Here is a 12,704-nt window from a genome sequence, read left to right on the forward strand (position 1 = left end):
CAGGCGTAGTGTTCGCCGTATCGGAGCCACCTGGTTCCCTTGATCAAGGGGCTGACACCATGGCTGACAAGTCTCCGCGCAACTCGATGACACAGAAATCGGGTAAGTCGCTGAAGGAAAAGCGACTGGACAAGAAAACGAAGGCCGCGGGCACCATTGCCGCCGACGACGCCTCCGCAGCGGTGAACAAGAAGAAGCGCTGACTGCCCGATCGTGGACTCCCACTCCCGCCCAGCGGTGGCGGAAGTCCACGATCGTCCGGTAGCAGCTCACCCCGTGGGGTATACCGAAGGATGAGCGAAGAAGCGCGCCGCAATGACGGTGACAACGAAGGTCCCGTCGAAGAGGAACTGGAAGAGAGTTTCGACGCGGTCGTCACCGAGGGTGCCGAGCGTCTGCACCGCACCGTTCGCGCCGTCATAGTCACAGGGCTGTTCGGCGGTCTCGAAGTGGCCCTCGGTGTAATGGCCTACCTTGCTGTGCTCGACGAGACGGGCAGCCATCTCCTCGCCGGACTGGCGTTCGGGATCGGGCTCGTCGCAATCTATCTCGCGCACAGCGAGCTCTTCACCGAGGACTTCCTCATGCCCGTCGCCGCAGTGGTCTCGAAGGACGGCACCCCGGCGCAACTCGCGAAACTCTGGATCGGCACCCTGTTGGCCAACCTGGTCGGTGGATGGGGAGTCATGTGGCTTGTCGCGCAGGCATTCCCGCAGTGGCTCACCGTGTTGTCCGAGTCAGCGCACCACTTCGTCGACGCCCCCCTGAACACCCAGTCGATCTGCCTGGCGATCCTCGGTGGCAGCACCATGACACTGCTGACGAGGATGCAGCAGGGAACCACGTCGGACGTCGCCCGCATCATCGCCGCCATGGCGGCGGGGTTCCTGCTGGCGGGCCTCCAGTTGTTCCACTCGATCCTGGACTCGCTGTTGATCTTCGGAGCCATTCACGCCGGCGCGGACGTGGACTACCTGCAGTGGATCGAGTGGTTCGGGTACACGGTGGCGTTCAACATCGTCGGTGGCGTGTTCCTGGTGACGGCGCTGCGCCTCGTGCGGACCAAGGAACTGGTGAAGTCCGAACGGAATAACGAAGCAGCCTGAGACAGCAGAACACCCTCCCCAGTCGACTGGGGAGGGTGGTCGTACGGGGTGCGGAGGATCAGCCGCCGACTCCCACGCGGACGTCAGGAGCGCCGAGTCGTGCTGCGTCGGCGGTCTCGTCGTCCGGCTGTGCCTGCGATTCGCGTTCTGCCGCAACACGCTTGCGGTAGTGCTCGATCTCGTCGGACACGTGCTGCTCGTCCCACCCGAGGATCGGCGCGACCAGTGCGGCCACCTCGGACGCGGCGGCTTCGCCGCGATCGGCCAACTCGATCGACACGCGGATGCGCCGCGTCAGGATGTCGTCGAGGTGCTGCGCACCCTCGTGGCTCGCGGCGTAGACGGCCTCGGCCTTGAGGTAGTCCGGCGCATTCTCCAGGGGCTTGCCGAGCTCCGGATTCTGATCGATCAGCTCGAGAACCTCACCGACCAGGGTGCCGTAGCGCCCGAGCAGGTGCTCCATCCGACCGACACGCATCCCGGCGCGCTCGGCCGCGAGCTGACGGGAGTTCCAGGCGCCGAAGTAGCCGTCGGCACCGACGAGCGGGATCTTCTCGGTGACGCACTCCGGAACCTTGCGCTCCATGTTGTGCACCGCGGAGTCGACCGCGTCCTTCGCCATGACCCGGTACGTCGTGTACTTGCCGCCGGCGATGACGGTGAGGCCACGCACGGGGCTGGAGACGGCGTGCTCGCGAGACAGCGTGCTGGTGGAGTCGGACTCGCCGTACAGCAACGGACGGAGGCCGGCGTAGACACCGACGACGTCCTTGTGATCGAGCGGATCCTGCAGCAGCTTGTTGACGTGCCCGAGGATGTAGTCGATGTCGCTCTTGCTGGCCGCGGGATGCGCCAGATCGAGCTTCCAGTCGGTGTCGGTGGTGCCGATGATCCAGTGGCTCCCCCACGGAATCACGAACAGCAACGACTTCTCGGTGCGGGTGATGATGCCCGTCGAGCTGTTGATGCGGTTGCGCGGCACCACCAGGTGCACGCCCTTGGACGCGCGAACCTGGAACTGGCCGCGGCCGCCGACCATCTCCTGGATCTCGTCGGTCCACACACCGGCAGCGTTGATGACCTGCTTGGCGTGGATCTCGAACGACTCCCCCGACTCGAGGTCCGTCGCGACGACGCCGATAACACGGTCGTCCTCACGCAGGAAGCCGGTGACGCGAGTGCTGTTGGCGCACAACGCTCCGTAGGCCGCCGCGGTGCGGGCGATCATCATGGTGTGGCGGGCGTCGTCTACCTGGCCCTCGTAGAAGCGCACGGCACCGCGGATGGCGGAGCGCTTGCCCGACGGGAACGACTCGAGCGTCTTCTTCTTGCCCAGGTGCTTATGGTGCGAGGGCACTCCGCGGCCTGCGCCCATCACGTCGTAGACACCGATACCGAGGCCGACATACGGCCGGTCGATGATCTTCTCGAGCGGATAGATGAACGGCACGGGGCGTGCAAGGTGCGGGCACAGGTCGTTGAGGACCAGCGACCGCTCCTTGAGCGCCTCGAAGACCAGCGCGAAGTTGAACTGCTCGAGGTAGCGCAGGCCACCGTGGAACAGCTTGCTGGACCGGCTGGAGGTCCCGGCGGCGTAGTCGCGCGCCTCGACGAGACCAACCTTCAAGCCGCGGGTGACCGCGTCGAGAGCTGCACCCGTCCCGACGACGCCGCCGCCGATGACGAGGACGTCCATCTCCTCGGTGGCGAGACGTCGGAGTGCTTCCTTGCGGGCTTCGGGGCTGAGAGCTGTTGTGGTGGAATTCATTCGGCATCGACCCAATCGAGTGTTCGTGTGACGGCTTTCTTCCAACCGGCGTAGAGCTTGTCTCGCTCCGCGTCATCCATGGACGGTGTCCACGTCTTGTCCTCGGCCCAGTTCTCGCGGATCTCGTCCTCGCTCGCCCAGAATCCGACAGCAAGGCCCGCCGCGTACGCCGCGCCCAGTGCAGTGGTCTCTGCGACCACCGGCCGGACGACATCCACGTTCAGGATGTCGGACTGGAACTGCATCAGCAGCTCATTCACCACCATACCGCCGTCGACCTTGAGCACCTCGAGGTCGACGCCCGAATCGGCGTTCATTGCCTCGATGACCTCGCGTGTCTGGTACGCGGTGGCCTCGAGCACGGCTCGCGCCAGGTGGCCCTTGTTGACGAATCGGGTGAGTCCGACGATGGCGCCGCGGGCGTCGGAGCGCCAGTGCGGAGCGAACAGACCGGAGAACGCGGGCACGAAGTAGGCGCCGCCGTTGTCGTCCACGGAGCGGGCGTCGACCTCGATATCCGCTGCGGTGGAGATCATTCCGAGGTTGTCGCGCAGCCACTGCACCAGCGATCCGGTGACGGCGATGGAACCCTCGAGGGCGTACACCGTCGGCTGATCGCCGATCTTGTAGCAGACCGTGGTGAGCAGTCCGTTCTTGCTCATCACCTTGTCGGTACCTGTGTTCAACAGCACGAAGTTGCCTGTGCCATAAGTGTTCTTCGCCTCACCGGGCGAGAGGCACGCCTGGCCGAACGTGGCGGCCTGCTGGTCACCGAGGATGCCGGCGATGGGGACACCGCTGAGCGAACCGCGCTCGCGGACGTTGCCGTACACCTCGGACGAGCTGCGGATCTCCGGGAGCATGGACATCGGGATGCCCATGTCGGCACAGATGCCCTCGTCCCAGGCGAGAGTGTCGAGGTCCATGAGCAGCGTGCGCGAGGCGTTGGTGGGGTCGGTGTAGTGCAGACCCCCGTCGGTACCGCCGGTCATGTTCCACAGGACCCAGGTGTCCATGTTGCCGAAGCACAGCTCGCCGGCGTCTGCCTTCTCCTGCGCACCCTCGACGTTGTCGAGGATCCACTTGACCTTGGGCCCCGAGAAGTAGGTCGCGAGCGGCAGACCGGTCTTCGCGGTGTACTTGCTCGCGTCACCGCCGCCGAGCTTGGTGACGATGCGGTCGGTGCGGGTGTCCTGCCAGACGATGGCGTTGTAGACGGGCTTGCCGGTGGAGCGTTCCCACACCAGCGCGGTCTCGCGCTGATTGGTGATGCCCACGGCCGCGATGTCCTTGGGTGTGAGGTCGGCTGCGGCGAGTGCGCCCGCGGAGACACTACGGACGTTGTTCCAGATTTCGACGGCGTCGTGTTCGACCCAGCCGGCCTGCGGGAAGATCTGCTTGTGCTCGCGCTGGTCGGCGGCGACGACGGTGCCCTTGTGATCGAAGATCATGCACCGGGTCGAGGTGGTGCCCTGATCGATCGCTGCGACGTAACGGGTTTCGGTCATGAGTGGTTCTCCTGGGTAGTGGAGTGGACGATCACGCGGACTTCTCGGGCAGACGGCTGGGCTCTTGCTCGTCGTCGCCGTCGGGATCGGCCGGCAGGAACCGGCCCACCAGGTTGTCGTAGAGCAGCACGCCGATCGGGCCGCCGATGATGGGCCCGACAATCGGCACCCAGAAGTAGAGGCTTCCGTACTGATCTCGCCATGCCCCACCGTATCCCGTGATGAACGACGCCAGGCGGGGTCCGAAATCACGAGCCGGGTTGATCGCGTATCCGGCGTTGGTGCCCCACGCGAAGCCGATGGCCACCACGATGAAGCCGATGATGAGCGGCGCCATGTTGGACAGCGGCGGGCTGTTGCGGGTGTCGGTCACGGCAACGATGAGGAACAGCAGGATCGCGGTACCGATGATCTGGTCGATCAGCGCGGAGCCGAGGCTGACGGGCAGCGTGCCGTTACCCGGGAGCGTCGAGAAGATCGTCTGGGTGGCGGTGGTGTGCTCGGGGTCGATCGCGTTGAGCATGTCGTTGTAGTTCCACCGCACCAGCAAGGCGGCCACGAAGGCGCCGAGTGTCTGAGCGAGGGCGTACGGCGCGACCTTCGACCACGCGAAGCCTCGGAACAACGCGAAGGACAGCGTGACCGCGGGATTGAGGTGGGCGCCGGTGGCGCGGCCGGCGACGTAGACGCCGAACATGACACCCAGGCCCCAGGCCCAGGCGATGGAGTCGTGGTCGCCGAGGCTTCCCGACTCACCACCGGAGACCACCTGCGCGACGACGCCGGCACCGAACAGAATGAGGATCATCGTTCCCGCGAATTCGGCTGCCATCTCTGTCGGCAACCCCCACTTCGCGCGCTTGTCCGCCATGCACAGCCTCCTGGTAGTTGTGGTGCATATTTGTGATGCACGCCATAAGAACTCGGTGAACGCAATGCTAGGTGACATGCACGTCGGCGCAAAGCGTGTGCACATATGTGCAAATGCGACTCGATCCAGGTACCGAAGTGGCCGGATCATGGTTTAGCGTGAGGTGGTGTCGGAGCTGAACATGTACGGGGAACACCTGCTCCCCGACGCGACGGATCCGCGCACCACGGACGCCGTGCAGGCCGCTCGGCTCTACTACTTCCAGGACTTGACGATGGCGGCGATCGGCCGCGAAATGGGTGTCTCCCGCAGCACGGTCTCCCGCCTCATCACGTTCGCCCGCACGTCGGGACTCGTGGAGATCAAGATCAGCACCGCGTCGGGCCAAGCGCCCGGACTCGAGCGCGCGTTCGCCGATCGCTACGGAGTGCGGGCTCACGTCGTGCCTGTTCCGGAGACGGTGAGCGACGTCGATCGCCTCGACCGGGTGGCCATGTTCGCGGGCCGACTGCTGACGACGTTCTTCGCCTCCGACATGGTCATGGGCGTTGCGTGGGGTACAACCCTGAGCGCGGTCAGTCGACACCTCGCTCCGAAGCGCACGCACAACTCGCACGTCGTTCAACTCAACGGCGCAGCCAACACACGCACCACCGGAGTGTCCTACGCGACGGACATCGTCCGCACTGTCGCCGACGCATACGGCGCTCTGCCGCAGGGCTTTCCGGTTCCCGCGTTCTTCGACTACCCGGAGACTCGGCAGATGCTCTGGCGCGAACGCAGCATCAAGCGCGTTCTGGATCTCCAGGAGCGCATGGACCTCGCGGTCTTCAGCATCGGCGTCCACGGCGGTGCCGTGCCGAGCCACGTCTACAGCGCGGGCTACCTGGAGAAGTCGGACCTCGACGAACTGGACCGGGACGGAGTCGTCGGTGACATCGCCACCGTCTTCCTCCGCTCCGACGGCAGTTACGACCGCATCGCGCTGAACGATCGTGCGAGCGGCCCACGACTCGACCGGCTCAAAGCTGTTCCACGGCGGGTGTGCATCGTCGCGGGCGAGTACAAGCTCACCGCACTGCGAGCCGCCCTCGCGGGCAAGATCGTCACCGACCTCGTGATCGACGACCTCAGCGCGGCAACACTGTTGCAGGCGTAGGTCAGCTCTTCTTCTTCGTCCCGGGCAGAATGCCTGCGGAGATGACGGCCTTGACGTAGGGCCGTGCGGAGGCGAAGAGCTCCTCCGCATCGTCGACACCACGCCACGCCGCGGACGCCATGATGTCGGTCCGGTCCTCGATGTGGCGGTCGAGTGCGACGCCGTCGTCCGTCAGGGTCTCGACACCGTCGGCTGACGTGAGCAGACCACGCGCGGCGAGCTGCTCGGCCGCGGAGTCCCACTGCTCGTCCGACCACTCGCGCGTCAGCTGTGTGATGCGGCGTCCCAGCACGCGCCGCGCGCCGGGCTCGGGGTGCTGAGCCTCGTGGAAGACGCAGGCCTCGACCGGGTCCAACTGGGCATCGAGCAGTGCCGCGAGATGGCCGTCCCCGCGCCATTCCCTCAATACTGCAATCGCATGCCACAGCTGCAGGTGCGGGACGTCGGGCGCCGACGACTGATGCCACGCTGCGGACAGTGGGCGGCCGGCGAAGGTCAGCGTGTCGCCGATGCCGTGCAGGCGGTCGGCCAGCGACGTGAGGCCCGGGTCGGTTGCCAACTCGCCCAACGCTTGTCCGAGAACTGTGTCCAGCGCCGCCCATCGGCGTTCGGCGACGGCGTCGAGGCCGGCAGCGACCGCGGCCGGCCAGGCGCGCCCGACGAGCACCGGGCTGAAGCTGTAGAACGCGGCCGCGACGACGTCGGCAGCGCACGGCCCCATCGGCTGAGCCCGGGAGCCCACGTACCAGGCGTGTCCGTCGAGGCCGGTGTCCTTCCCTGCATTCCCGAGTTCCGGGTTGAAGTAGGCCGAGATGTGGAAGGGCTCGAACGTGCGGTACGCAGCGCGGGCGTGGGCAGCTGCCGTGGAGTCGGTCATGGGTCGAACCTACTGGGCTCGGTGTACCGCGGGACCCCCGAATCGACGACAGCGCTGGACACTCCCTGGTGGGAGTGCCCAGCGCTGTCCGGAATGCGGTGTCAGGACGCCGATGCCTCGAGCGAGGTCTGCTCACCGGTGTTCTCGGCCTGCGCGATACTGATCTTGCGCGGCGCGGCGCGCTCGGACAGCGGGATGTGCACGGAGAGAACACCGTTGTCGTACGACGCGGTGATGCGCTCGGTGTCGATGCCGTCACCCAGCGCGAGCTGGCGACGGTAGGTGCCCGTGAAGCGCTCCGAGGTGAGCCACTGCCGGGAGTCACCGCTCGGTGCCGAACGGTGGGCCGTCACCGTGAGGGTTCCACGGTCGACGTCGAGGTCGATCGAGCCCGGATCCACACCGGGAAGGTCGGCGTCGAGAACGTAGTGGTCGTCGACCTTGTACAGATCCATCGGCATGAACCGCGGCGAACGGTCGGTGCCCGACCCGGCTCCCAGCAAGCTCGAGGTCATGGCGTCGAGGTCACGGAAAGGATCGAAGCGAAGCACAGCAACACACCTCCTGATATCTCGTGGATACCGAGCCCGTCATGCCCGGCTCCTCTGTGCGTGACACCGAATTTAGCACTCGGCACCGGAGAGTGCCAAGTACTTTCTCGAAGATTCTTGTCCCGAAGATGCACTCGCAGAGCAGGACTGGTGAGCGACAGGTGTGGAGCCCGCCCGGCGGCTAGGCTGATGGAAGTGCGCGAAACGGACACCGCCGTTTCCGGAAGAAAGGCCTCTCACCCATGGCGATCGATTACACCAAAAGGCCGTCCACCCCCGCCCCGGCAGCGGGCGGCGTCAATCTGAGCAAGGTGACGCTGTCGAAGTCAGCGCCGACGGTGAACCTGGCCAAGAAGGGCGAGAGCCAGGGCGCCATGCGCGTCAACCTCAACTGGTCGCAGGGCGCGGCCGCACCCGAGCCGAAGAAGAAGGGCTTCCTGGCCAAACTCGCCGCCGCGTCGTACGGCACCGGCGGGGTCGATCTCGATCTCGGCTGCCTCTACGAGCTGGCCGACGGGTCGAAGGGAGTCATCCAGGCTCTGGGCAAGAGCTTCGGCGCGCTGGAGAGCGCACCGTTCATCCAGCTCGACGGCGACGATCGCTCCGGATCCGTCACGGGCGGCGAGAACATGCACATCAACCTCGCGCGGCCCGACGCCTTCAAGCGGATCCTCATCTTCGCGATGATCTACGACGGCGCACCGAACTGGGCCGCAGTCGACGGCGTCGTCACGCTGTTCCCCACCAGCGGCCCGCAGGTGGAGGTACGGCTGGACTCCGACAACAACTCCGCCCGCATCTGCTCCATCGCGCTGATCCAGAACACCGGTCAGGGCATCACGGTCACGCGTGAGGTCGAGTACATCCAGGGCAGCCAGGCGGACCTGGACAAGAAGTACGGCTGGGGCATGCGGTGGGCGGCGGGGCGCAAGTAGTCAGCCCGTCAGGCAGCGCACGAAGTTCTTCACGCTCGCGGTCTCGTGTCGGCCCTCGACCCGCACGAGCGAGATGGTCCGCTCTACGGTCGGCGACAACGGGGCGTGACGCAGCCCCGCGAACTCCATCATGGGCAGGACCAACTGCGGAACGGCGGTGACACCGAGACCCGCCGCGACCAGGCCCGCGACGGCGCCGACGTTCTGCGCATGCATGACGGGGCCGGTTCGCACATCCGCGTCGTCGAGCGCACGGGCGACGGGTCCGGCGATGCTGCTCTGCGCCCCGAAGGCGATGAACGACTCGCCGGCCAGTTCCGCCCACTCGATGCGCTCCCGGCCGTCGAAGGGGTGACCGGCGGCGAACGCGCAGTGGAACGAGTCCGTGGTCAGAGTTCGGTGGACAAGTCCGGGTTCGGTCGTCGGCGCCGAAACCAGTGCCATGTCCACGGTGCCGTTCAGCAGGTCGGTCAGCGCTTCCTGTCGCAGCCCGTCCCGGATTTCGAGCAATACGTCCGGGTGGTCCCGCCGGAACTGCACCACATAGGGCGGAAGGAACGTCGCGGCGAGTGAGGGAAGGCACGCGACCGACACGGTGCCGCGATCCCCGGTGACGAAACGGCCGATCTGGGCAAGACCCTCGTCGAAGTCCTGCACCATCTTCCGCGCGTATTGCGTGACGGCGACACCATCGGGTGTCACGACGACTCTGCGGGTCGTCCGCTCGAACAGCGTGACATCGAGCCGGCGCTCCGCCTCTGCGACCGATCTGCTGAGCGAGGACTGCACCATGCCGAGCGCCGAGGCCGCCGCCGTGAAACTCTCGTGGTCGGCAATCGCGACGATGCAGCGGAGGTGCGTCATCCCCAGGTTGAGGTTCACCCGTCGAGTCTATGCACGGGTGCCATCAATGCATCGGCAATTGATATTGGACTTGCAATTGTGATGTGAGCAACATGTGACGAAGTCCTTGAAGGAGGTCACATGGTTGCAGCGCTCGGCTTCGCCACGATCGTCACGTTTCTGGCACTGACATTCACCCGACGGGTGTCGGTGCTGGTGGCCCTCGTACTGGTCCCCATCGGTTTCGCACTCATCGGCGGCTTCGGCGCCGACCTCGGCGACATGATTGCGGAGGGCCTGATCAAGGTCGCCCCGGTCGCCATCATGATCGCGTTCGCGGTGCTGTACTTCAGCCTGATGGTCGACCAGGGTCTCTTCGACCCCGCAATCCGCCGCGTCGTGCGGTGGGCCGGAGGCAGCCCGACCAAGATCGCCGTCGGCACCGCCGTCCTGACGTTGATGGTCGCCCTCGACGGTGACGGCACCTCGACCTTCCTCATCATGGTCTCCGCGATGCTGCCGATCTACCAGCGCATCGGAATGCGGCCGCTCGCGCTCACCGGCATCATCGCCCTGTCCGCCGGCATCATGAACATCATCCCGTGGGGCGGCCCGACGGTGCGCGCCATGGCGGCCCTCGACGCGACGAGCGCCGACATCTTCACGCCCGTCATCCCGGCCATGGCCGCGGGCATCGTGTGGGTGCTGTTCTCCGCGTTCATGATCGGCCGCATGGAAAGCAAGCGGATCGGCGCTCTGACGGAAACCGTCACACCCGTGAAGGCCGGCCCCGGTACGCCCCATGTCGACGACTTGCCGGTCCGCACCACGGTGCATCCCGCCGTCATGGCCTTCAACGTCGTGCTGACACTGGTGCTGCTGGTCATCCTGCTGTTCCAGCTGGCCCCGCTGCAGGTGGCGTTCGCCATTGCCTTCGCGCTGGCCGTCCTGGTCAACAAGCCGAGGTGGTCGGCGCAGCAGGAAGTGTTCGCCAAGCACGGCGGCAACGTCACGATGGTGGTCGTCATGATCCTCGCTGCGGGCGTGCTCACCGGAGTCCTCAACGGCACCGGCATGATCACCGCGATGGCAGAAACGTTCGTGTCCTGGATCCCCGACTCCTTCGGTTCCTCCATCCCCGTCATCACCGCGATCACATCGATGCCGCTGAGCCTGGTCTTCACTCCTGACGCCTACTACTTCGGCGTGCTCCCGGTTCTCGCCGAGACCACGGCCTCGTTCGGCGGCGATCCGATGGAGACGGGCCGCGCCGCCATCCTCGGCCAGATGACCACCGGCTTCCCGCTCAGTCCGCTGACCGCAGCGACGTTCGTGCTGATCGGCATGACGAAGGTGGAATTGGGCAAGCACCAGCGCTTCATCTTCGGGTGGGCGTTCGGCACCACCATCGTCATGACCGTGGTGGCCCTCCTGACAGGAGCGATCTCGCTGTGAGAAAGACGATTCGCCTCGGCGCCGGCTCCGGATTCTCCGGCGATCGCATCGATCCCGCCGTGACTCTGGCCGAACACGGAGATCTCGACTACCTCATCTTCGAGTGCCTCGGAGAACGCACCGTTGCGGCCGGCAATGCACGTCGACTCGCCGACCCCGACTCCGGATACGACACCTTGCTCCTCGCTCGCATGAAAGCCGTTCTGCCTCATGTTCTCCGGCGGGGCACCACCGTCATCACCAACGGCGGCGCAGCGAATCCTCTCGCCGCGGCGCGCCGAATTGCGAGCAGTGTCGGCGACCGTGCGCGCGTCGCCGCAGTGACCGGTGACGACGTCCTCGAGGCGGTGCGTGCACTCGATCCCGAAGTCTGGGAGACCGGTAAATCACTCTCGGCGCATCCCGAGATGCTCGTGTGCGCGAACGCCTACATCGGTGCCGACGCGGTGGTGCCGGCACTGACAGCCGGTGCCGACATCGTCGTGACGGGCCGACTCGCCGACCCGTCGCTGTACGTCGCGCCGCTCGTCCACGAGTTCGGCTGGGATCTCGGCGATGCCGACATCATCGGCGCAGCGACGGCGGTGGGACACCTGCTGGAATGCGCGGGGCAACTGACCGGCGGCTATTACGCGGATCCGGTCACCAAGCCCGTTCCGGGTCTGGCTGATCTGGGATTCCCCTACGCAGACGTGTCCGCGGACGCCGCAGCTGTCTTCGGCAAAGTCGACGGAACCGGTGGGATGCTCACCACGCGTACGGCAACCGAGCAATTGCTGTACGAGGTCGGCGACCCCACCACGTATCTGACGCCGGACGTCACGGCCGATTTCGGCGCGGTGACCTTCGAGCAGGTCGGACCGGACAGGGTGTCCCTCACCGGCGCCACCGGTCGCATCCGACCGGACGACCTCAAGGTGACGCTTGGCTTCCTTGACGGGTGGATCGGCGAAGGCCAGATCAGCTACGCGGGACCTCGCGCGTACGAGCGCGCCCAACTCGCCGCGGACATCGTCACGCAGCGCCTCGCCGACGTCCACGGATTCGACCCGGACGGTGTGACCGTCGAATTGATCGGTGCCGGAGCGGCTTTCCGTGGCCTCGCCACCGACACCGCACCGACCGAGGTGCGGCTCCGCGTCACCGGGCGGGCGGGGTCACGGGAGGATGCCGACGTGGTCGGGTGGGAAGTGGAGAGTCTGTACACCAACGGTCCTGCCGGCGGAGGCGGTGCACGGCGGTCCTGTGCGGAGGTCCTGTGCATTCGATCGACATCGCTTCCACGGCACCTGGTGCACACCGAGGTTCACTTGCTGGAGGGCACACGATGATCATCGACGACCTGGCCGACGTCCGCACCGGGGACAAAGGCGACACCCTCATCCTCTCGGTCTTCGCGAGGGATGCAGCGTCGTTCGACATACTGGCCCGGGATCTGACCCTTGATGCCGTCGTCGCGCATTACGGCAACCGCACCATCCGAGCGCCGCGACGAACCGTGCTGGCGACCGTTCTGGCCGTGGTCTTCGAGCTACCGGGACAACTCGGCGGCGGGGTCACCGGCTCGGCGGAACTGGACGGGCACGGCAAGGCACTGAGCTATCACTTGTTGGGGCTCGAGATCTGACCCG

The 12,704-nt window shown here is 66.1% G+C and carries 13 protein-coding genes; 7 read left to right on the top strand and 6 right to left on the bottom strand.

Annotated features, from left to right (window positions below):
* The first annotated feature begins 59 nt into the window (after positions 1-59).
* Both AC0IX4_RS21680 and AC0IX4_RS21685 read left to right on the top strand, forming a co-directional pair.
* Positions 60-203, top strand: coding sequence for a hypothetical protein (locus tag AC0IX4_RS21680; RefSeq protein ID WP_197074702.1), 144 nt, complete (start codon positions 60-62; stop codon positions 201-203).
* A 90-nt stretch (positions 204-293) separates the two neighbouring features.
* Positions 294-1,106 carry a formate/nitrite transporter family protein gene (locus tag AC0IX4_RS21685; RefSeq protein ID WP_471831046.1) on the top strand — a complete coding sequence of 271 codons (813 nt, stop codon included), beginning with the start codon at positions 294-296 and terminating at the stop codon, positions 1,104-1,106.
* A gap of 58 nt (positions 1,107-1,164) precedes the next feature.
* Here the strand turns inward: AC0IX4_RS21685 and AC0IX4_RS21690 are convergent, their stop codons facing one another.
* The 3 genes from AC0IX4_RS21690 to AC0IX4_RS21700 are packed head-to-tail and all read right to left on the bottom strand — an operon-like array spanning position 1,165 to position 5,253.
* Positions 1,165-2,874 (bottom strand): glycerol-3-phosphate dehydrogenase/oxidase, encoded by a 1,710-nt coding sequence (locus AC0IX4_RS21690; protein ID WP_042573785.1) that lies wholly within the window; start codon positions 2,872-2,874, stop codon positions 1,165-1,167.
* A complete protein-coding gene (gene glpK / locus AC0IX4_RS21695) occupies positions 2,871-4,382 on the bottom strand; it encodes a glycerol kinase GlpK (protein WP_471831047.1) in 1,512 nt (503 codons plus the stop codon). The genes AC0IX4_RS21690 and glpK overlap by 4 nt, the downstream gene beginning before the upstream one ends.
* 31 nt (positions 4,383-4,413) lie before the next feature.
* A complete protein-coding gene (locus AC0IX4_RS21700) occupies positions 4,414-5,253 on the bottom strand; it encodes an MIP/aquaporin family protein (protein WP_471831048.1) in 840 nt (279 codons plus the stop codon).
* Between the two features lie 166 nt (positions 5,254-5,419).
* Between AC0IX4_RS21700 and AC0IX4_RS21705 the strand changes: the two genes are divergently transcribed.
* Positions 5,420-6,412: a sugar-binding transcriptional regulator gene (locus tag AC0IX4_RS21705; RefSeq protein WP_471831049.1), complete on the top strand. Its 993-nt coding sequence runs from the start codon at positions 5,420-5,422 to the stop codon at positions 6,410-6,412.
* A 1-nt stretch (position 6,413) separates the two neighbouring features.
* On the opposite strand, the gene AC0IX4_RS21710 is transcribed toward AC0IX4_RS21705, so the two are convergent.
* Positions 6,414-7,289, bottom strand: coding sequence for an SCO6745 family protein (locus AC0IX4_RS21710; protein ID WP_471831051.1), 876 nt, complete (start codon positions 7,287-7,289; stop codon positions 6,414-6,416).
* 101 nt (positions 7,290-7,390) lie between these two features.
* On the bottom strand, positions 7,391-7,840 hold the full coding sequence (locus tag AC0IX4_RS21715) for an Hsp20/alpha crystallin family protein (protein ID WP_042573789.1): 450 nt from the start codon (positions 7,838-7,840) through the stop codon (positions 7,391-7,393).
* A gap of 242 nt (positions 7,841-8,082) precedes the next feature.
* On the opposite strand from AC0IX4_RS21715, the gene AC0IX4_RS21720 reads away from it, so the two are divergent.
* Complete coding sequence (locus AC0IX4_RS21720; RefSeq protein WP_471831053.1) at positions 8,083-8,775, top strand: TerD family protein; 693 nt, start codon at positions 8,083-8,085, stop codon at positions 8,773-8,775.
* Here the strand turns inward: AC0IX4_RS21720 and AC0IX4_RS21725 are convergent, their stop codons facing one another.
* A complete protein-coding gene (locus tag AC0IX4_RS21725) occupies positions 8,776-9,657 on the bottom strand; it encodes a LysR family transcriptional regulator (protein WP_471831055.1) in 882 nt (293 codons plus the stop codon). It abuts the gene before it with no gap.
* Between the two features lie 102 nt (positions 9,658-9,759).
* Between AC0IX4_RS21725 and AC0IX4_RS21730 the strand changes: the two genes are divergently transcribed.
* Genes AC0IX4_RS21730 through AC0IX4_RS21740 form a run of 3 tightly spaced genes read left to right on the top strand, consistent with a single transcriptional unit; the run spans position 9,760 to position 12,700 of the window.
* Positions 9,760-11,073: a CitMHS family transporter gene (locus AC0IX4_RS21730; protein ID WP_471831057.1), complete on the top strand. Its 1,314-nt coding sequence runs from the start codon at positions 9,760-9,762 to the stop codon at positions 11,071-11,073.
* Positions 11,070-12,404, top strand: coding sequence for an acyclic terpene utilization AtuA family protein (locus tag AC0IX4_RS21735; RefSeq protein ID WP_471831059.1), 1,335 nt, complete (start codon positions 11,070-11,072; stop codon positions 12,402-12,404). Before AC0IX4_RS21730 ends, AC0IX4_RS21735 begins: the two co-directional genes overlap by 4 nt.
* The gene (locus AC0IX4_RS21740; RefSeq protein ID WP_471831061.1) at positions 12,401-12,700 is read left to right on the top strand and encodes an AtuA-related protein; all 300 of its coding nucleotides are present in this window, start codon (positions 12,401-12,403) and stop codon (positions 12,698-12,700) included. Before AC0IX4_RS21735 ends, AC0IX4_RS21740 begins: the two co-directional genes overlap by 4 nt.
* The last annotated feature ends 4 nt before the right edge of the window (positions 12,701-12,704 follow it).

Source organism: Rhodococcus sp. AC861 (assembly GCF_979256035.1).

Bases quoted from the DNA above. Each gene is read 5' to 3' on its own strand.
- AC0IX4_RS21680 (WP_197074702.1), top strand. From the start codon at position 60: ATGGCTGACAAGTCTCCGCGCAACTCGATGACACAGAAATCGGGTAAG.
- AC0IX4_RS21685 (WP_471831046.1), top strand. From the start codon at position 294: ATGAGCGAAGAAGCGCGCCGCAATGACGGTGACAACGAAGGTCCCGTC.
- AC0IX4_RS21690 (WP_042573785.1), bottom strand. From the start codon at position 2,874: ATGAATTCCACCACAACAGCTCTCAGCCCCGAAGCCCGCAAGGAAGCA.
- glpK (WP_471831047.1), bottom strand. From the start codon at position 4,382: ATGACCGAAACCCGTTACGTCGCAGCGATCGATCAGGGCACCACCTCG.
- AC0IX4_RS21700 (WP_471831048.1), bottom strand. From the start codon at position 5,253: ATGGCGGACAAGCGCGCGAAGTGGGGGTTGCCGACAGAGATGGCAGCC.
- AC0IX4_RS21710 (WP_471831051.1), bottom strand. From the start codon at position 7,289: ATGACCGACTCCACGGCAGCTGCCCACGCCCGCGCTGCGTACCGCACG.
- AC0IX4_RS21720 (WP_471831053.1), top strand. From the start codon at position 8,083: ATGGCGATCGATTACACCAAAAGGCCGTCCACCCCCGCCCCGGCAGCG.
- AC0IX4_RS21730 (WP_471831057.1), top strand. From the start codon at position 9,760: ATGGTTGCAGCGCTCGGCTTCGCCACGATCGTCACGTTTCTGGCACTG.
- AC0IX4_RS21740 (WP_471831061.1), top strand. From the start codon at position 12,401: ATGATCATCGACGACCTGGCCGACGTCCGCACCGGGGACAAAGGCGAC.